Source organism: Agromyces sp. H66 (assembly GCF_004959775.1).
Classification (GTDB): domain Bacteria; phylum Actinomycetota; class Actinomycetes; order Actinomycetales; family Microbacteriaceae; genus Agromyces.
Genome location: NZ_SJZG01000013.1, coordinates 1 through 17,468, shown reverse-complemented (window position 1 = coordinate 17,468; position 17,468 = coordinate 1). Strand labels below are relative to the sequence as shown.

The 17,468-nt window shown below is 70.3% G+C and carries 19 protein-coding genes and 2 pseudogenes; 16 read left to right on the top strand and 5 right to left on the bottom strand.

The annotated features are described in order from the left end of the window. Window positions 1-41: 41 nt before the first annotated feature. Together EZM51_RS17490 and EZM51_RS17485 are read right to left on the bottom strand one after the other, a co-directional pair. Entirely contained in the window at window positions 42-1,406 is a 1,365-nt protein-coding gene (locus tag EZM51_RS17490; RefSeq protein ID WP_136709599.1) for an MFS transporter, read from the bottom strand. 322 nt (window positions 1,407-1,728) lie between these two features. Next, the gene (locus EZM51_RS17485) at window positions 1,729-2,472 is read right to left on the bottom strand and encodes an SDR family NAD(P)-dependent oxidoreductase (RefSeq protein ID WP_136709598.1); all 744 of its coding nucleotides are present in this window, start codon (window positions 2,470-2,472) and stop codon (window positions 1,729-1,731) included. 215 nt (window positions 2,473-2,687) lie between these two features. On the opposite strand from EZM51_RS17485, the gene EZM51_RS17480 reads away from it, so the two are divergent. Further along, a complete protein-coding gene (locus tag EZM51_RS17480; RefSeq protein ID WP_136709597.1) occupies window positions 2,688-3,542 on the top strand; it encodes a helix-turn-helix transcriptional regulator in 855 nt (284 codons plus the stop codon). A 394-nt stretch (window positions 3,543-3,936) separates the two neighbouring features. On the opposite strand, the pseudogene EZM51_RS17475 reads toward EZM51_RS17480, so the two are convergent. Next, window positions 3,937-5,102: pseudogene (locus EZM51_RS17475) on the bottom strand (RtcB family protein). Window positions 5,103-5,510: 408 nt separating this feature from the next. Between EZM51_RS17475 and EZM51_RS17470 the strand changes: the two are divergent. The 11 genes from EZM51_RS17470 to EZM51_RS17420 all read left to right on the top strand — a co-directional run bounded on the left by EZM51_RS17470 (window position 5,511) and on the right by EZM51_RS17420 (window position 13,003). After that, on the top strand, window positions 5,511-5,744 hold the full coding sequence (locus EZM51_RS17470) for a hypothetical protein (protein WP_136709596.1): 234 nt from the start codon (window positions 5,511-5,513) through the stop codon (window positions 5,742-5,744). A gap of 4 nt (window positions 5,745-5,748) precedes the next feature. Then, window positions 5,749-6,150 (top strand): type II toxin-antitoxin system VapC family toxin, encoded by a 402-nt coding sequence (locus EZM51_RS17465; RefSeq protein ID WP_136709595.1) that lies wholly within the window; start codon window positions 5,749-5,751, stop codon window positions 6,148-6,150. A gap of 130 nt (window positions 6,151-6,280) precedes the next feature. Then, a complete protein-coding gene (locus EZM51_RS17460; RefSeq protein ID WP_136709594.1) occupies window positions 6,281-6,811 on the top strand; it encodes a hypothetical protein in 531 nt (176 codons plus the stop codon). Between the two features lie 28 nt (window positions 6,812-6,839). Further along, on the top strand, window positions 6,840-7,085 hold the full coding sequence (locus EZM51_RS17455; protein WP_136709593.1) for a type II toxin-antitoxin system prevent-host-death family antitoxin: 246 nt from the start codon (window positions 6,840-6,842) through the stop codon (window positions 7,083-7,085). Continuing rightward, complete coding sequence (locus tag EZM51_RS17450) at window positions 7,082-7,453, top strand: type II toxin-antitoxin system VapC family toxin (RefSeq protein ID WP_136709592.1); 372 nt, start codon at window positions 7,082-7,084, stop codon at window positions 7,451-7,453. Before EZM51_RS17455 ends, EZM51_RS17450 begins: the two co-directional genes overlap by 4 nt. Before the next feature lie 287 nt (window positions 7,454-7,740). After that, the gene (locus EZM51_RS17445; RefSeq protein ID WP_169053965.1) at window positions 7,741-9,174 is read left to right on the top strand and encodes an HNH endonuclease signature motif containing protein; all 1,434 of its coding nucleotides are present in this window, start codon (window positions 7,741-7,743) and stop codon (window positions 9,172-9,174) included. A 156-nt stretch (window positions 9,175-9,330) separates the two neighbouring features. Beyond that, window positions 9,331-9,891: an RNA polymerase sigma factor gene (locus EZM51_RS17440; protein ID WP_136709590.1), complete on the top strand. Its 561-nt coding sequence runs from the start codon at window positions 9,331-9,333 to the stop codon at window positions 9,889-9,891. Next, window positions 9,881-11,125 (top strand): hypothetical protein, encoded by a 1,245-nt coding sequence (locus EZM51_RS17435; RefSeq protein ID WP_136709589.1) that lies wholly within the window; start codon window positions 9,881-9,883, stop codon window positions 11,123-11,125. Before EZM51_RS17440 ends, EZM51_RS17435 begins: the two co-directional genes overlap by 11 nt. A gap of 54 nt (window positions 11,126-11,179) precedes the next feature. Next, on the top strand, window positions 11,180-12,319 hold the full coding sequence (locus EZM51_RS17430; RefSeq protein ID WP_136709588.1) for a hypothetical protein: 1,140 nt from the start codon (window positions 11,180-11,182) through the stop codon (window positions 12,317-12,319). Between the two features lie 46 nt (window positions 12,320-12,365). Beyond that, window positions 12,366-12,617: a type II toxin-antitoxin system prevent-host-death family antitoxin gene (locus EZM51_RS17425; RefSeq protein ID WP_136709587.1), complete on the top strand. Its 252-nt coding sequence runs from the start codon at window positions 12,366-12,368 to the stop codon at window positions 12,615-12,617. Further along, the gene (locus EZM51_RS17420) at window positions 12,602-13,003 is read left to right on the top strand and encodes a PIN domain-containing protein (RefSeq protein WP_136709586.1); all 402 of its coding nucleotides are present in this window, start codon (window positions 12,602-12,604) and stop codon (window positions 13,001-13,003) included. Before EZM51_RS17425 ends, EZM51_RS17420 begins: the two co-directional genes overlap by 16 nt. A 25-nt stretch (window positions 13,004-13,028) precedes the next feature. Here EZM51_RS17420 and EZM51_RS17415 read toward each other — a convergent pair whose 3' ends face one another. Next, entirely contained in the window at window positions 13,029-14,384 is a 1,356-nt protein-coding gene (locus EZM51_RS17415; RefSeq protein WP_136709585.1) for a hypothetical protein, read from the bottom strand. Between the two features lie 133 nt (window positions 14,385-14,517). On the opposite strand from EZM51_RS17415, the gene EZM51_RS21285 reads away from it, so the two are divergent. Genes EZM51_RS21285 through EZM51_RS21150 form a run of 3 tightly spaced genes read left to right on the top strand, consistent with a single transcriptional unit; the run spans window position 14,518 to window position 16,150 of the window. Continuing rightward, entirely contained in the window at window positions 14,518-14,781 is a 264-nt protein-coding gene (locus EZM51_RS21285) for a GTP-binding protein (protein ID WP_282568153.1), read from the top strand. Then, entirely contained in the window at window positions 14,733-15,944 is a 1,212-nt protein-coding gene (locus EZM51_RS21280; protein ID WP_349236074.1) for a GTP-binding protein, read from the top strand. The genes EZM51_RS21285 and EZM51_RS21280 overlap by 49 nt, the downstream gene beginning before the upstream one ends. Beyond that, window positions 15,911-16,150: a hypothetical protein gene (locus EZM51_RS21150; RefSeq protein ID WP_136709584.1), complete on the top strand. Its 240-nt coding sequence runs from the start codon at window positions 15,911-15,913 to the stop codon at window positions 16,148-16,150. The genes EZM51_RS21280 and EZM51_RS21150 overlap by 34 nt, the downstream gene beginning before the upstream one ends. Window positions 16,151-16,187: 37 nt before the next feature. On the opposite strand, the gene EZM51_RS17400 is transcribed toward EZM51_RS21150, so the two are convergent. After that, the gene (locus EZM51_RS17400; RefSeq protein ID WP_136709583.1) at window positions 16,188-16,661 is read right to left on the bottom strand and encodes a pyridoxamine 5'-phosphate oxidase family protein; all 474 of its coding nucleotides are present in this window, start codon (window positions 16,659-16,661) and stop codon (window positions 16,188-16,190) included. Window positions 16,662-17,078: 417 nt separating this feature from the next. On the opposite strand from EZM51_RS17400, the pseudogene EZM51_RS17395 reads away from it, so the two are divergent. Next, window positions 17,079-17,468: pseudogene (locus tag EZM51_RS17395) on the top strand (hypothetical protein); the annotation flags it as partial.

The window sequence follows — 17,468 nt, the reverse complement described above, 5'->3', positions numbered from 1 at the left end:
TCGGCCGGGCGGCGCTCGCCGTCCGGCCGATCGCGACCACGTCAGGCGATGGTTGGTACGAGCTCTCCGGCGGTTCGAGTCCGCTCTTCGCCGTCGTCCTCGGCGACTGCGGCAACAGGCGTCGATTCCTCGCCCGTGTCGAGCGGGTGCGCGAGCTCATCGCGCCGCATCCGCGCCGCCACGATCGCGACGACCCCGATCACCAGCGGCACCACGCCCGCGATGAGGAACACGACCGGCAGTCCCAGCGACTCCCCCGCCGGCCCGGCGAACGCCATCGACGCGGGCATGAACGCGAGCGAGACGAAGAAGTCCAAGCTCGAGACGCGGCCGAGCATCTCCGCAGGGACCCGGCGCTGCAGGAGCGTGCCCCAGATCACGACGCCGCCGTTGAACGCCGCACCCACCAGGAAGGCGGCAAGAACCATCAGCCAGATCTGGTCGGTCAGTCCGAACGCCGCGAGGGGGAGGCATCCGAACCCCCAGAGCAGGTTCATCACGGTCAGGTACCGCCGCGGCATCCGGAGTGAAGCCACCGCCATCGACCCGGCCGCACCGCCGATGCCGAACGCCGCCAGGATCAGCGCGTGCTCCCCGGGTCCGCCGCCCGCGACGTCCTTGATCACGAACGGCACGAGCACCTCGAACGGCCCCATGATGAGCAGGATCAGCAGCGACGCGAACGTGAGCGTACCGAGCAGCCACGGCGTGCGCACCATGTAGCCGAAGCCGTCGCGCACGTCGACGAGCAGGGCGACGGCCGGATGCCGCGTGCTGCCGGCCTGCTCGACCGACTCCGCGCGCTCGCCGCGCAGCGGCACGTCGGGCACCTTCAGCAGGCACACGGCCGCCACGACACCGGTCAGGGCGGTCACGGCGAGCGCCGCCCCCGGCGACGAGATCGCGATGAGTGCGCTCGCGAGCGCCGGACCGCCCGCCTGCATGAGCACCGGCCGGGCCATGCCCTCGAAGCCGTTCGCGGCCATGAGCTGGTCCTCAGGCAGCACGCTCGGCAGCAGCGCCGAGTACGCCGGGTAGTACAGCCCGGCCATCACGCCACCGACGAACGCCACCGCGGACAGTTGCCACACCGCCAGGCCGCCGGTCAACGAGAGCATCGCGACGATGCCGACGCTCGCCGCGCGCACGACCTCCACGACGACCAGGATGCGTCGCTGCGGAATCCGGTCGGCGAGCGCCCCGCCGAGCAGCGTCGTGAGCAGCATCCCGACCGCCGTCGCGCCGGCGACCACCGAGAGCTCGGCCGCACCGCCGCCGATCGCGACGATCTGCCAGACCAGCGCGACCATCCAGATGCCGGCGCCGACGAGCGACGCCACGAGCGCCGCCGCCAGCCACCGGTATGCGGGGTTGCGCAGCGGCCGGAAGGCCCGGGGTGTTGACATTGGCCTGCTCCTTCGAGTTCGCGTGAGTGGATGCGCGGATGCTTCGTGAGGCCGATGCCTCGACGGATGCTTCTACCCATGCGTCGAACGAGAAGCGGCCGGATCGACACGGCCGCACCGTCTCGCCGACGAGTGCTCGATGTGCAGCGATTCGGGCGATATCAGCGCGAGACACTCCCGACATGATCGTCAGGGAGGAGTCAGCCGCCGCCCCGGCTTGAGGCGAGTTCGACCTGAGCGGATCGGCACGCCAACCAGACACGAGGAACGCTCCGTCACCCTGCTCACGCGCGAGGCCATGACGTCGAGCCTGAGGCATCCGTCAATGCGAGTTCACCATCGCGATGGCCTGCTCGTAGGCGCCGTTCACCTCGGAGAAGCGCAGCGGCTTGACTCGCTCGACGAGGATCTCGGTCGCGGCGGGCCGGCTGGCCAGGAGCGACATGGTCTCGTCGACGTAGTCGTCGAGCGGGAGGAACGCCTCCACCTGCGATTGGCCCGGCATGAGCTCGGTGCGAAGAGCGGGCGGGACGAGCTCGATGACCTGCACGGAAGTGCCGGCGAACTGCAGGCGGATGCTCTCGGTGAACTGGTGGATGAACGCCTTCGAGGCGTTGTAGCTCGGGGTGAGCCGCAGGGGCGTGTGGGCCAGTCCTGACGAGACCGTCACGATCGTGGCATCCGGCCGGGCCTGCAGGTGCTCGGAGAACGCGGAGATGAGGCGCACCGGCCCGAGCACGTTGGTGTCGATGGTGCGCTCGGCGACCTCGAGGAAGTCGGCCTTCGTGACGTCCTCGGCGACCATGATTCCGGCCATCGCGATGAGCACGTTCAGGTCGGGGTGGGCGGCGAGCACCGCGTCGCGTGCGCTCACCACCGAAGCGGGGTCGCTGATGTCGATCGTGGCGGCGCCGAAGCCGTGCTCTGCGGCGAGGCGGTCGAGCACGTCGGTGCGCCGGCCGCCGATCACGACGGTGTTGCCGGCGTTCTGCAGGCGCTGCGCGAGCGCGAGGCCGATGCCGGACGTGCCGCCGGCGATGAAGATGGTGTTGCCGGAGATTCGCATGGTGTTGTCCTTTTCGGTATTCGAGGGTTGCCTTCGATGGCTGCCGTGAGACGGCTGCCGTTCGATGGTTGCCTTCGATGGCTGTCGTGAGACGACTCCCGTTCGACGGGGTCACCACGACGCTGCGCCCAAGCGCGCTGCGACACGAGAGACGCGGTTGTCGTAGGTTTCCCGATCCCTCCCTCCGGCCGCCCACACGGCGCATGATGGAAGCCATGGACCGCGAACAGCTCGCCGACTTCCTCCGCCACCGGCGCGAGAACCTACGGCCCGAAGACGTCGGTCTGCGTCCGGGGGCTCGCAGGCGCGTCGCCGGATTGCGCCGCACCGAGGTGGCCGAGCTCGCCGGCATGTCTGCCGATTACTACACCCGCCTCGAACAGGGGCGAGGACCCCAACCGTCGGAGCAGATGCTCGCCGCGCTCGCCAGGGCGCTCCGCCTCTCGACCGACGAGCGCGACCACCTCTACCTCATCAGCGGCCACAACGCCCCGAATCGCACGCCGCTCGACACGCACGTCGCCCCGGCACTGCAACGCGTATTCGACCGACTCGACGACACCCCCGCGCTCGTGCTGTCGAGCCTGGGCGAAACGCTCGTGCAGAACCGGCTGGCCGCTGCCCTCTTCGGCGATCACACCCGCTTCACGGGCATGGCAAGGTCGGGTATCTATCGATGGTTCACGGATGCCTCCGAGCGGGCCGTGTACCCGGTCGCCGACCAGCCTCGGCAGGGCCGCGCTCACGTTGCGGGCCTCCGCGTCGTCTATGGCCTGGGCGGGCCGTCGTCGCGCGCCGGCCGACTGGTGCGTGCGCTGCTCAAGGAGAGCGCCGAGTTCGCCGAGTTGTGGGAGCGGCACGAGGTCGCTCGGCGCTTCGAAGACCACAAGATCCTGATCCACCCCGAGGTCGGCGAAATCGAGTTCGACTGCCAGGCGCTGATCACCGAAGACCAGTCCCAGGCGCTGCTGATCCTCACCGCCGCCCCCCGCACCGAAGCGGCCGACAAGCTCGCGCTGCTTCGGGTGCTCGGGCAGGAGCAGTTCACGTCGTCGAGCGAGGGTCGCTGAACGCCTCCGCGCCACGCCCGTTTCGGGTCCGCACGATGCATCCCCGCCCGCGTCGACGCCGACGGACAGCGAGCCGGTCCATGTCCGCCGACGGCTTCGCGAGCACGCTGTCCGACGTCGGCGGTCAGGGAGGCGGCGGATGTCTCGGGCGGACGTCTCGGGCGGACGTGCCGGGCGGATGTCTCGGGCGGACGTCTCGGGCGGACGTGCGGTGGCCCGTGTGCCCGCAGCGCGGCCGGCCGCGTGAGGAGGCCCCACGATCGGACGAGCGTCCTGAACCCGGCACGCCGAGCAAGCACGGCGAACCAGCGGATGCCGCGACCCGCGCCCGCCCGCTTCCGAGCCGAGCGGGGCCGCGACATCCGTCACCCCCTGCTCCCCCTACCGCCGCAGATCAATCGCCCTTCACGTTCACGATCTGCCGCAGCGTGTGCCGCACCGACACGAGCGACGCGGCATCCGCCATCACCCGGTCGATCGGCTTGTAGGCCTGCGGAATCTCGTCGACGAACGCGTCGGTGTCGCGGAACTCGATCCCCGACATCGCCTCCCGCAGCTGCTCGTGCGTGAACTCCCGCCGAGCCGCAGACCGCGAGTACGACCGTCCCGCGCCGTGCGGTGACGAGTTCAGCGACATCGGATGCCCCAGCCCCTCGACCACGTACGACGCCGTGCCCATCGAACCCGGGATGAGCCCCGGCCGACCCGCGTCGGCCTGGATCGCACCCTTCCGCGACACCCACACCCGCTTGCCGAAGTGCACCTCGCTCTCGGTGAAGTTGTGGTGGCAGTTGATCCGCTCCCGCTCCTGCACCGGCTCGCCGACCCACTCCGACACCTGCCGGATGACCCGGCCCATCATCTCCTCGCGGTTGAGCAGCGCGAAGTGCTGCCCCCACCGCAGTTCGGCGATGTAGCGCGTGAACTCGGGCGTGCCCTCGACGAGGTACGCGAGATCCTTGTCGGGCAGGTCGATCCACCACTTGCGGGCGAGCCCCTGCGCGACCGTGATGTGGTGCTGGGCGATCTTGTTGCCCACGCCCCGGCTCCCCGATGCAGGAACAGCCACACCGCATCCGTCTCGTCGAGCGACACCTCGATGAAGTGGTTGCCGCTGCCGAGCGATCCGAGCTGCTCGCGCCAGTTGCCCGCGTGCCGCGCCGGGTCGAATCCCTTCGCCTCGGCGAGGGCCTCGAGTTCGGCCACCCGTGGCTCGGCAGTCGCGACGATCTTGCGGTTCGCCTTGCCGGCCGACAGCGGGATGGCCCGCTCGATCTGCTCGCGCACCGTGCGCCGGTCGCCCGGCAGGTCGGATGCCGCGAACTGCGTCTTCACGGCGATCATGCCGCAGCCGATGTCGACGCCGACGGCCGCCGGCATGATCGCGCCGAGCGTCGGGATCACCGACCCCACCGTGGCGCCGAGCCCCAGGTGCGCGTCGGGCATCAGCGCGAGGTGCGGGTAGATGAACGGCATCGTCGACGACGTGCGGGCCTGCTCGACGGTCTTCTCGTCGATCAGGCTCGCCCACGAGACGAGCCGTGAGGAGAGCTTCTCCATGGTCCTTTCCTGTCTGCTTGCGTTGCGTGATGATCGCGGAGCCCGAGGGCTCCCGTCGCGCGCAGACAGGAAATCACCCCGGGCCTCGACGGCACGGGATGACGGGAAACGCAGCGGATGCCGCGGGGCGTCAGTGTGCCGGGTCGAGAACCTGCTCGAGATCGCGAATGCTTTCGCGCTGGCGGCGCTTCGCGGGCTCGATGAAGGACGGTCGATTCGTGCGCTGCAGATACACGGCTCGTCCTTCCTCGTGCAGGTCACCGGGGTCGCTGCGCGGGTGCGCAGCCTTCGAACACTAGCGGGTGCGCGCGAGGGTGGTCAATGGCGGATGTCCCGAGCGCCGCAGGCTCCTCGACTGGTCCTCCAGAGTGCATGCACTCTGCAAGCATCTTGCGGTACCGTGAAGGGATGCCGGTGAACATCACGATTCGCGCCGTTCCCGACGACGTGCGGGACGAACTCGCGGCACGCGCCAAGCGCTCCGGCCGATCGCTGCAGGAGTACCTGACCGCCGAGCTCGCCCGCATCGCGAGCACGCCGTCGCCCGACGACACCCTCGCGCGCCTCCGAGAGCACGCGCGCGGCTATCCACGAGTCACGACCGCAGAGATCCTCGACGCGCGCGACGCAGACCGGCGCTGATTCGATGAGGTCGCAGCCACGGCAGCTCGTCGTCGACGCATCCTCCATGACCGCCCTGCTGCTCGACGCGGAGGCGGGCGAGCACGAGCTCGTGAGCGGCGCGCAGCTCATCGCACCGAGCGTGTTGCCCTACGAGGTCGCCAACGTGTTGCGACGGCTCAGCCTCGCCGGCCGTCTCAGCGCGGCCGACGCCGAGCAGGCATTCGACGATTTCAGCGCCCTGGCGGTCGAAGTCTGGGACTGGGCGACGATCTCTGCACGCGCCTGGAGCCTCAGGGCGAACCTCTCGAGCTACGACGCCGCGTATGTCGCACTGGCCGAACTCGTCGACGCAACGCTGCTCACCCGCGACGCGCGACTCGCACGCGCACCGGGGGTCGGTTGCCGGGTCGAACTGTTCAACTGACCGGCGACCCCGGACAAGGGGACATCCTCCCGTTGCGCACTCGTCCTCCCCATCGCCGCAGCCCTCCGAGTAGCTCCCCCGACGTCGGTCGGCCCGTCCCCCTGGTGCGCCTCGACCGTACGGTCGACGCATGATCATCGATTCCGGCTGGGACTTCGTTCAACTCACCTCGGCGCGCATGAACTGGAGCGACCCGAGGTCCCGGCGCCTGTTCGTCGTGGGCATGGATCGCGACCTCGGCTACTACTTCACGCGGGTCGTCACCGAGCGGTTCAACGGCGACCTCTCCACCAGCGCCGAGCAGATCGTCGACCTGGTCGACGAGGACTACATCCGGTACTTCGCGACGATCGAGCAGGTTGCCGAACTCGACACACACGACTGGTGGGCCGACGACGACGGAAACTCGATCACGAGCGAGCTCGAGCGAGTGAGCGAGAGCCGCGGCATCCATCACATCGGTCACTACCAACTCGATCCGACGAGTTGGCACTCGACTGGGCCGATGCACAGCTTCCGCGACTACTACCAGCCCGACCTGCCGAAGTTCGAGATCACGCGACCGCCCCAATACGACGGCTGGCGACGTGCCACGAAGCCGGAGGATCGGTTCGGGTTCAGGAACGAGTTCGGCGTTGCGGACGATCCCACCGTTGGCTAGGTCAAGTCTGGTCAAGTACGATGGAGATATGGCGACGGGTGAAGAGAGCGTCAACATCTACCAGGCGAAGACCGAGTTCTCGCGGCTGATCGCGCGCGTCGAAGGAGGCGAGCGCATCGTCATCAGTCGCAGCGGGCGCCCGGTCGCGAGACTCGTGCCGTTCGCACCCGAACGTTCGACGCGGCAGCCGGGCGCCTGGAAGGGACGAATCGCCATCGCGCCCGATTTCGACGCGTTCACGGCGGATGACGCGGCGGCCTGGTTCGACGAATGAGGCTGCTGCTCGACACCCAGGTCCTGCTCTGGTGGCTCGCCGACGACCGACGGCTCGGCGACGACCATCGCGCCCTCATCGCCGACGCGTCGAACATCGTACTGGTTTCGGCGATGACGGTCGCCGAGATCGCGATCAAGACCTCGCTCGGCAAGCTCGATGCGCCCGACGACCTGCTGCCGACGCTCGAAGCCGGCGGCTTCGACGAGCTGACGTTCGAGTCGCGCCACGCCGAGGTGCTCCGATCCCTGCCATGGCATCATCGCGACCCGTTCGACCGAATGCTCATCGCCCAGGCGATCGCGGAGCAGCTCACGGTGCTCACCGCGGATCCGCACTTCGCGGCGTACGGCGTCGACCTTCGATGAACAGGGCCGCTAGACAACTGGTGACCGAAGTAGTGGTCGAGTGACCGGAAATGGAGTCACTCGACCTCGGCCCGCAGCGAGCGTGCTCTCCAGCCGAGCCGGCACCAGGACGTGAACGAGATCGAGGAACGCCTCGAGGTTCGACCCAAGGGCGGCCATCTCGGCGGATCCATCGTCACTTGTCCTCCACAGGGACGCCGCGGCCGGAGTTTTCCACGGGACATTTACCTGATCAGTGGCGCTTTCCGTGCGGATCGAATGTCGGTGGGTCGGTGCAGGATGGAGTCATGGAACAGCCCCTGCACTCCCTCGAGCGTGATGTCGCGGCGTTGCGTGCGGCGTGGGCCGGGGCGATGCCGGCGTTCGGTGCGATCGGCGGGGTGACGCAGGTCGAGGTCGAGCAGATGAGCGATGCGGGCCTGGTTCGGGTGACGGACGCGCTCGCGCGGGTGCGACGTGATGCCGAGGCGCTGCTCGCCCGCGTCGCCGCCGAGGTGTCGACCCGGTCGAGCCGGGAGTCGGGTGAGTCGAGCCTGGCTCGGGTGCAGGGGTTCCACAACCCGGTGCGGATGATCGCCGCCTCGACCGGGGCGTCTCGATCTGATGCGGCGAAGCTGATCGCGGTCGGCACCGCGACCGCCGGGCGGCAGTCGTTCGGCGGTGACCGGTTGCCGGCCCGGTATCCGCACGTCGCCGCCGCCCTCGAATCCGGGCGCATCGGTGTGGACGCGGCCTCCGCGATCACCGGGATGCTCGACCGGGTGCGGGTGCGTGCCGATCCTGGGCTGGCCGACACCACCGAGCAGGTCCTCGCCGACCTCGCCGGGCGGGTGCCGCTCGACCTGCTCCTCCGCGGGGTGCGTGAAGCCGAGGCGAGGCTCGACCAGGACGGCGTCGAACCACGCGAAGAACTGCTCCGCGGCGAACGCATGCTCACGATGCGCGAAGACGCTGCGGGCATGGTGCATTTGCGGGCGCGCCTCGATCCCGAGACCGCCGCGCCCATCAAGACCGCGATCGAGGCGCTCGTGGGCGACGTGCTGCGCCGCCGAGAGCGGGGCGCCGGCGCCGCCGTCCCGGTCGGCGGCGGCGCCACACCGGTCGGCAGCGATCAAGGTCCGGTCGTCGACGACCCGCGCACGATCCCGCAGATCCAGGCCGACGCGCTCGCCGCCATCGCCCGGCACTCCTTGGGCTGCGAGCAGACCCTCACCCCGCTCGCGAAGACCACGGTCGTGGTCCGCCTCGACCACGACACCCTCATCGACGGCCTCGGGCACGCCCGCATCGACGGCATCGACCAACCCATCTCTGCCGCCACCGCCCGCCGCATGTCCGCCGACGCCGAACTCATCCCCGCCGTCTTCGGCGGCGACAGCCTCCCCCTCGACCTCGGAAGGGCCGCCCGCCTGTTCAGCAAGGCGCAACGACTCGCCCTCGCCGAACGCGACGGCGGCTGCGCGTCCTGTGGCCAGAACATCGCCTACGTCGACGCCCACCACATCAACTGGTGGGAACGCGACACCGGCCCCACCGACCTTTCGAACGGGGTCATGCTGTGCTCGTTCTGCCACCACGGAATACACCGCGAAGGATGGGACATCCACGCCACCCGCACCGACGTCTGGTTCATCCCACCACCACACATCGACCCCCAACGAACACCCCGACCCGGCGGACGAACCCGATTCACGCTACCCACCACCCGGTCGGCTGCATGAGGATGCCCACGATCGGGAGGGCCCTGAACCCGGCCAGCGAGCGCGAGCCGCGACATCCGTCACCCCCGGCCACCCAGCTGCCCGGCCGCCCAGCGAACTCTCGTCGCTGCGTGACCTTTCCGCATTTCCAGACATTTCTACAGTGAGGAGGTGCGCGTGGACGAGAGCGGAGGGACCGACGCCGATCTGCTGGAACGATTGGCCGTCGGTGATCAACGAGCGCTGTCGGTCGTGTTCGATCGGCATGCGCCGGCGGTGACGAGGTACGCATGGGCGATCGCGACGAGCCGGATGGACGTCGAGGAGCTCGTGCAGGACACGTTCGTGACGATGTGGCGCAGGTCGTCGGAGATCACGATCGCCGAGGCATCCCTACTGCCTTGGCTGCTGGTCACCTGCCGCAACCTGGGCCGCAACGCCGCACGCAGGGCGGCACGGCATCAGGCCGACGAGCTCGACGAGACCTCGACGAACCGCGGCGACGCGCTGCGCGACTACCACGAGGCCGAGTCCGCACGAGATGACCTGCGCTGGGTGCTCGACGAGATCGAGCGCCTCGATCCGATCGATCGACGCATCTGCGAGATGTGCCTGATCGACGGCGCGCCCTACGCGGAGGCGGCGAAGCAGCTCGGCCTCAGCGTCGGCGCGGTGAAGCAACGCGTGTCCCGAAGCCGGGCCCGATTGAAGAAGGCGGTGACCCTCGATGAGGTCTGAACCTCCCGCAGGCGACGAGCTGACCCGCATGCTCGTGTCGATGAAGCGCAACGTGCTCGAGCAGGCGGCGCGCGAGCCGGCGCCTGCCAAGCGCACGTCGCGAACCGACCGAATCGTCGGCGGCGTGCTCGCGGCAGCGCTGCTCGCCGGCGTCGCCGTCGGAGCCGCGTTCGTCTTCGGTGTCGCGCCCCTCGGGCAGTACTCGATGGATCCCGCGGCGACGACGTCGCCGAAGCCGGTCACCAGCCCGAGCCCGACCCCGACGCCGCCTCCCACCGAGGACCCCGTGGTGCCCGGCATGCCCGAATCGCGCTACGGACTCACGTGCGAGACGCTGGTCGACCCCGCGCTGGTGTCGGACCTCTTCACCACGGATGTCGCGGCCGCCGACCCGATCGTCACCGCATCGGGTGTGGGCATCGCGATCCCGAGGGTCACCTCGATCCTCTCCGTCGGCGGCACGGTGTGCCAGTGGTCGAACGGCGAGGCGTACAACAGCCAGTACGGCGCAGCTCCGGCGTACACCGGCGTCATCATCGCGGTCGTACCCCGGCCCGCCGCGGGATGGAGCGAGCCGGCCGTGGGCGGCGGGATGCCGGGGGACTGGAGCGGATGCGACGAATTCGGCGGCATGTGCTCGAGCACTGTCGAGGTCGGCGATGCCTGGGTCGTCATCGAGGCGTTCGGTGGCCCGACAGCCCTGAACGTCTCGGCCTGGCAGCCGTTCTCCGACGCGGTCACCGAAGCCGTGAACGCGGCGAGCCCTGCCGCGGCCCCCTCCGCTCCCGAGCAGTTGGGCACGCCGCCGGCTGAGGATTGCGAGGCCGTGCTTCCGCTCGACACCGTTCGGTCCATCACCGCGTCACCCGACGCCGAACCCCAGCGCGCCGCTGGCGGCTGGAGCGCATGGGCGGAGGCCCGCCAGACCGCCGGAGACGTCGGATGTCTGTGGTCGGTCTCGGATGTCGACCTCGTGGCCGGCGTGGACTGGGTGAACGACGGTCGCTGGGCGTTCGAGCGGATGCTGCAGGCCGGTACCACATCTCCGGTCGAGCTGACCGGGCTGGGAGCCGACGATGCAGCGGTCATCCGATGCAACGTCGAGCCGTACGGCGACAGCTGCGCGATCGACCTCGCGGTCGGCAACGACTGGTACAACGTCACGGGCACCGACCGCGACACCGCGATCGCGCTCGCTGAGGCGGTACTGGCGCAGCTCGCACGCCAGGGCTGATCACGATTCGGTCAACGACACTCCGCGGCGCGCCGGCTCTGTCACCATCGAAGTATGAGCGACCCGACGAGGGCGCCCGCTGGGTGGTACGAAGACAGGTCCGGCGCGCGGTGGTACTGGGACGGCGACGCGTGGGCGCAGTACCTGGCGCCCGCATCCGAGACCGCGGCGTCGACACCGGCCGATCCCGATTCGACGCCGACCGCGGTGCTGGCGACCGGCGACGAGCATCCGACGATTCCGTTCGTGTGGGGGTCGCGGGGGTCGGATGCCGCGGGCTCGGTGCCGTACGACACGACCTCGCCGTACGCGCCAACCGTGCCGTACGGGGCGGCCGGCGGTCCGTACGCGGCCGCCGGCGGCTACCCGGAGCCGCCGACGCAGCGCTACGCCGCACCCTCGCCCACCGCGCTGCCGGGACATCCGTTCACCGAACCGTCGAACCCCGGACCGAACGCGGTGGGCATCATCGCACTCGTGGTCGCGATCGCAGGGCTCGTGGTCACGTTGATCCCCGCCGTGAGCGGCTTCGCGTGGATCCTCGTGCCCGTCGCGTTCGTGCTCTCGCTCATCGGGCTGTTCCTGCGCGGCGCGAAGTGGCCGGCGGTGACCGGGCTCATCGTGTCGATCATCGCCGTGGTCGTCGGCATCGTGGTGCTCGTCACGTCGCTCATCGCGTCGCTCGGCACCGTGGTCGACGAGATCGACGATGCGATTCCGGATGTCCCGGTGCTGCCGCTGCCGGGTGAGGATGCCCCGGGTGAGGATGCCCCGGGCGCCGACCCCGATGCCGGGCCGCTCGCATTCGGCGAGACGATGACCTGGGATGACGGCGTCGCGATCACGGTCTCGGCGCCCGAGCCGTACATTCCGAGCGACTTCGCGGTCGGCGCGTCGCAGGCGAACCACGTCGTGTTCACGCTGACGATCACGAACGACTCGGCGGAGGACCTGCAGCCGCTGCCGCTCCCGACGGTCTCGTCGGGCGAGCAGGAGGTGAGCCAGATCTTCGACCTCGGCAACGACCTCCTCGAGCCCGGTGACGATGTGGGCATTCCCCCGGCCGTCGTGATCGAGCCGGGCGGGTCGGTGAGCTGGCGGGCCGCCTGGTCGCTCGACGACCCGAGCGCGCTGACACTGGAGGTGGCGCCGAGCTTCCTCTATCCGAACGCGACGTTCACGAATGCGCCGTAGGAGACGACCGGCCGCTCGCCTTGAAGAAATCTGATAATCTGATTCCATGCGCACGATGACCGCCACGGATGCGAGCAGGGCGTTCGCCGCGCTCCTCGACGCGGCCGAAGGCGGCGAGACGATCATCATCACGCGCGGCGGCAGGCGCATCGCCACGGTCGGACCGGCCGACTTCAGCAACGGGTCCGAGGTCGTGGCGCTCCTCGCCGACGCACCCGTCGACGACGAGTTCGCGAGCGACGTCGCCGCGGCGCGCGAGGCCGTCGAACTCACCGAGCCCACATGGCCCGCCGACTGATCCTCGATACCGGTGTGCTCGTCGCGACCGAACGTCAGCGGCGTGAGACATCCGACGCACTCTCGGCCGACGACGACGTGGTCATCGCCGCGATCAGCGTCGCCGAACTGCGAACCGGCATCGAGCTCGCCTCCCCCGAACATCGTCAACGGCGCACCGAGTTCCTGGTGCGGGTACTCGAGACCCTGCCGGTGGAGCCATACGACCTTGCGACCGCCGAGGCGCATGGCAGGCTCCTCGCTCACGTGAGCCGCGACGGCAGGAAGCGTGGCGCCCACGACCTGGTCATCGCCGCCACCGCCGTCGCGACGAAGCGCGTCATTCTCACCACCGACCGGGCAGCGCGATTCGGCGACCTGCCCGGCGTCGAGTGCATCGAGGTGTGAGCGGCGCGACATCCGCCCGCCGTGGTCAGTCGAAGATCCCGTCGAGGATGCTCCCGATGACGAGGCCGCCGAGGATGCCGCCCATGACGTCGGAGCCGCCGCCGCGGCGCCCGCCGCCCCAGCCCGGGCCGCCCCACTGCCCGGGATCCTGCGGCCGCGACGAGTCGATGTCGCGCCGCGCCAGGTGCAGCGCCTCCCCCGCGAGGTGCGCCGCACGCCGGGCCATCGCCATCGCCTGCTCGCGGTGGTCCTCGTCGATGACCGTCGCGGCCGCCGCGGACATGCCGAGGTAGCGGTCGAGATCGGCCCTGACCCGTTCGGACTCGGCCAGCCGGGTGCGGGCGTCGGCGCCGATCCAGCCGCGGTGGCCGGCGATGACGTCGCGCGCGACGGCGAGCTGCCGGTCGGCATCGTCGATGGCGTGGCGCACGTGCTCGAGCGGTGGGATCGGACGCGCCGCGCGCTCGCGGGCCGCCGCGATCGCGGCATCCAGCCCCGCATTCGCCTCGCGCAGCCGGTCCAGCTGCGTGAACGGGTCGGTGTTGATGCCGACCGGCGGCAGGCTCGCGAGCGCCCGCTGCAACTCGGCCATCGCCCTGCCGACGGCGGGCGACTGCGGCTCCTTGAGCGCGGCGACGAGATCGCCGCGGGAGTCCTCGACGATCGCCGCCAGCGTGGACTCGGCCCGCAGCGCCTCGATCTCGAACGTCTCCACCGCGTCGAGGAGGGTCGCCGCGCGCCGCACCGCCTCGGTGGATGCCTCGAGCGCGAGGTTGGCCTGCTCGCGCTGCCCCGCCTCCCGCCGTCGCTCGGCGACGCCGGCGCTGTGCTCGGCGAACCCGAGCAGCTGCTCGGCCTCCGCCGGATTGGACTCCACCTGCGCGAGCGCCGCCGGCGCGTAGCGCACGCCGAGCCGGTCGACGGTCTCGCGGGCGTGCGGGATGCGAGCGCGCAACCGCGCGGCATCCGCCCTGACGCCGGCGATGATCTCGGGAGCCCGACGCGCCCGCGCGATCTTCTCTGCGAGCGCGGACGTGCGCTCGTCGAGCACATCCTCGGCCCAGTCGCACAGCTGCACGATGCGCGCGTTGCGGGTACGCAGCTCCTCGGCGGAGTCGGGGATCTCGTCGTGATTGAGCTGGTTCAGCCGGAACGCCTCGCCCAGGTGCCGGCGCACCGAGTCGAGCGCGACGCGCAACTCCGCCGTCGCCTCGTACCCGAGTTCGGCCTCGGCGAAGACGAGCTCGTCGACGGTGAGCCGGATGCGCTCGTCGGCGGCGACCAGGGCCGTGCCGGCCCGCTTCGCCAGGTCGGCATCGTGGGCCTGCTGTCCCTGCAGTTCCTGCTCGTCGCGCTTGCGCTTGCCCCAGAACCCGGCCATGCCTTCGATCCTATGGGTGCCGGTGAGCGAGTGGATCGCTCGTCGATTCGATCGGTTGTCGGTTGAGAGGCAGCCGGTGTCATCCTCATGAGAGGCAGCGGCGCCATCCTCACTCCTCGCAGGCCTCTTCCGGTTGCACCACCAGACGGGTGATGTCGTTGCTCGTCGTACCCTCAATCTCGGCATCGTCGCGAACGTCGATGCCGGCAAGACCTCACTCACTGAGCGACTCCTCGCCGAGGTCGGCGTGCTCGACCACCCCGGCAGCGTCGATCACGGGACGACCGTCACCGACTCGCTCGACCTCGAGCGGCGTCAGGGCATCACGATCCGCTCGTCGGTCGTGTCATTCGTGCTGCCCGGCGACGGCCGCAGCCCGCCGTCGCCGTCAACCTGATCGACACTCCGGGCCACTCCGACTTCGTCGCCGAAGTCGAGCGCGCACTCGCGGTGCTCGACGGCGCAGCGCTCGTCGTGTCGGCCGTCGAAGGCGTGCAGGCGCAGACCGTCGTGCTCATGCGCACCCTCCAACGGCTCGGCCTGCCCGTCATCCTCTTCGTGAACGAGATCGACCGCGACGACCACGGCGACCGCCAGGTGTTCGTGCATGTGCGCGCCGGCACCCGGCGAGTGCGCGACCGGGTCATCGTGGCGGGCCGCGACGGCGTCAAGATCACCGGCATCCGCTCGTTCGAGAACGGCACGGTCGTCGAGACGGATGCCTCGCCCGCGGGCCGCATCGCGCTCGTCCGAGGGATCGACGACGCGAAGATCGGCGCCGCCATCGGCGCGCACTCGCAGAGCGCCGCGCCGGCGGGACTGGCGCGGCCGATGCTGCAGTCAGTCGTGGAGTTCACTCCGGCGCACGCGGGCGCGGCCTTCTCAGCGCTCGCCGACCTCGCCGAGCGGGACCCGTTCATCGACCTGCGGCAGGACGACGCGCGCGGCGAGATCACCGTCATGCTCACAGGAGAGGTGCAGAAGGAGGTGATCCAGGCGATGCTCGCCGAGCGCGACGGACTCGTAGTCGCCTTCCGCGAGTCGACGGTCGTGCGCGTCGAGCGGCTCGCCGGTGTCGGCGAAGCCGTGGAATACAACAAGACCGGCGGCAACCCCTTCCTCGCGACCGTCGGCCTGCGCATCGAACCCGCCCCGCCCGGCAGCGGCGTCGTGTTCCGCCTCGGAGTCGAACCCGGGACGATGCCGCCCGCCTTCTTCGCCGCGACCGAGCACACGGTTCGAACGACGCTCGAGCAGGGACTCCTCGGCTGGGACGTGCCCGACTGCGTCGTCACGATGACGCACTCGGGGTACTCGCCCCGGCAGAGTCACGCCCACCAGCGCTTCTCGAAGGCGATGTCGAGCACCGGGGCGGACTTTCGCGCCCTCACTCCGCTCGTCGTGATGGACGCGCTCACCCGTGCCGGCACCGTGGTCTGCGAGCCGATGCACCGCTTCGATCTCGAGGTTCCGATCGACGTCGTCGGCTCGGTGCTCTCCGCGATCACCCGCCTCGAGCCGCGCCGATGTCGACCGACGAGCATCGGTTCACGGCCGTGATCGCCGGTCGCGTTCCGCCGCGACGACTCGACCCGCTGCGCGCTGCGCTGCACGGGCTCACGCGCGGCGAGGGCGCACTGCGGTCGGAGCCCGACGGCGACGAGCCCGTGCACGGCGTGCCGCCCGAACGTACCCGCATCGGCGAGAATCCGCTCGACCGTGAGCAGTACCTGCGGCGCATCGCACGGACGGTGAATGGGGTGTGACCATCCGCGTCCGCACATCCGCGAGCTCGGGCACCGATCACGTCAGCGCGACGCTGACCCGGTTCTCGGTCTCGTCGAGCACGAACACGGCGGTCGCCCGCGCCACGTAGAGCCGGTGCGGTGCATCATCCCTGACCGCCGATTCATCCCAGACGGAGAGGCCCCGCGCCGCCGAGCGCGCGCCATAGATCGCGAGCCCGGCGGCGAGGTCGACGTCGTCGACCTGTCGGGCGACCGCCTCCACGTACACCGCCTCGGCCCGGCCGACGGGCGCCGTCGAATCGAAGACCACGAGGGACACCTCGGATCGTCCCTCGATGTTCCGCGAGTGCCGCCGCCCCGGTCGTGATATCCAGAAGAACTCCGCCAGGTCGCGCGCCGCGAACCACACGGGGCTCGCCCACGGGCGCCCGTCGCGATCGGCGGTGGCGAGCGTCAGGTAGTCGTTCTGCTCGATGAGCCGCCGTGCGGTCTCGGGCGGCGTCTCTGCGGCATCGATCGACGTCTGCATGCGCGCCACGGTACCCGAGTGCGGCGCCGGCGCGACGGCACGCGGGGAGAAGGACCCGAACTGGCTCACCGAGGCTCGGGGGCATGTGCCCTGCACACCGGCGGCTGTCGCACCCCGCTCCCACCGCTCGCCCTCCTCGCTCTAGCCCTCCTCTCTCTTGCCCACCTCCCTTGCCCACCTCCCTCGCCCACCTCCCTCGCCCACCTCCCTCGCCCCCCTCCCTCGCCCTCCTCCCTCGCCCTCCTCCCTCGCCCTCCTCCCTCGTCATTTGCCGAACCGTCGCCCCTACTTCTCGACTCGCCCCGGACTTGTCCTCCACAGGCGGGTCGCGTGCAGAGTTGCCCACAGGGGATATGCCTGATCAGTGGTGATTTCGTGGCTCGCAGGAATGTCGGTGGGTCGGTGCAGGATGGAGTCATGGAACAGCCCCTGCACTCCCTCGAGCGTGACGTCGCGGCGTTGCGCGCGGCATGGGCCGGCGCGTTGCCGGGGTTCGGGGCGGCAGGGGGTGCCACGCAGGTCGAGGTCGAGCAGATGAGCGATGCGGGGCTGGTTCGGGTGACGGACGCGCTCGCCCGGGTGCGCCGTGATGCCGAGGCGCTCCTCGCCCGCGTCGCCGCCGAGGTGTCGACCCGGTCGAGCCGGGAGTCGGGTGAGGCGGGCCTTGCCAGGGTGCAGGGGTTCCACAACCCGGTGCGGATGATCGCCGCATCGACCGGGGCATCCCGTAGCGACGCGGCGAAGCTGATCGCGGTCGGCACCGCGACGGCCGGGCGGCAGTCGTTCGGCGGTGACCGGTTGCCGGCC

Excerpts from the sequence above, each read along its gene's own strand:
- EZM51_RS17490 (WP_136709599.1), bottom strand. The coding sequence starts at position 1,406 with ATGTCAACACCCCGGGCCTTCCGGCCGCTGCGCAACCCCGCATACCGG.
- EZM51_RS17485 (WP_136709598.1), bottom strand. The coding sequence starts at position 2,472 with ATGCGAATCTCCGGCAACACCATCTTCATCGCCGGCGGCACGTCCGGC.
- EZM51_RS17480 (WP_136709597.1), top strand. The coding sequence starts at position 2,688 with ATGGACCGCGAACAGCTCGCCGACTTCCTCCGCCACCGGCGCGAGAAC.
- EZM51_RS17470 (WP_136709596.1), top strand. The coding sequence starts at position 5,511 with ATGCCGGTGAACATCACGATTCGCGCCGTTCCCGACGACGTGCGGGAC.
- EZM51_RS17465 (WP_136709595.1), top strand. The coding sequence starts at position 5,749 with ATGAGGTCGCAGCCACGGCAGCTCGTCGTCGACGCATCCTCCATGACC.
- EZM51_RS17460 (WP_136709594.1), top strand. The coding sequence starts at position 6,281 with ATGATCATCGATTCCGGCTGGGACTTCGTTCAACTCACCTCGGCGCGC.
- EZM51_RS17455 (WP_136709593.1), top strand. The coding sequence starts at position 6,840 with ATGGCGACGGGTGAAGAGAGCGTCAACATCTACCAGGCGAAGACCGAG.
- EZM51_RS17450 (WP_136709592.1), top strand. The coding sequence starts at position 7,082 with ATGAGGCTGCTGCTCGACACCCAGGTCCTGCTCTGGTGGCTCGCCGAC.
- EZM51_RS17445 (WP_169053965.1), top strand. The coding sequence starts at position 7,741 with ATGGAACAGCCCCTGCACTCCCTCGAGCGTGATGTCGCGGCGTTGCGT.
- EZM51_RS17435 (WP_136709589.1), top strand. The coding sequence starts at position 9,881 with ATGAGGTCTGAACCTCCCGCAGGCGACGAGCTGACCCGCATGCTCGTG.
- EZM51_RS17430 (WP_136709588.1), top strand. The coding sequence starts at position 11,180 with ATGAGCGACCCGACGAGGGCGCCCGCTGGGTGGTACGAAGACAGGTCC.
- EZM51_RS17425 (WP_136709587.1), top strand. The coding sequence starts at position 12,366 with ATGCGCACGATGACCGCCACGGATGCGAGCAGGGCGTTCGCCGCGCTC.
- EZM51_RS17420 (WP_136709586.1), top strand. The coding sequence starts at position 12,602 with ATGGCCCGCCGACTGATCCTCGATACCGGTGTGCTCGTCGCGACCGAA.
- EZM51_RS17415 (WP_136709585.1), bottom strand. The coding sequence starts at position 14,384 with ATGGCCGGGTTCTGGGGCAAGCGCAAGCGCGACGAGCAGGAACTGCAG.
- EZM51_RS21150 (WP_136709584.1), top strand. The coding sequence starts at position 15,911 with ATGTCGACCGACGAGCATCGGTTCACGGCCGTGATCGCCGGTCGCGTT.
- EZM51_RS17400 (WP_136709583.1), bottom strand. The coding sequence starts at position 16,661 with ATGCAGACGTCGATCGATGCCGCAGAGACGCCGCCCGAGACCGCACGG.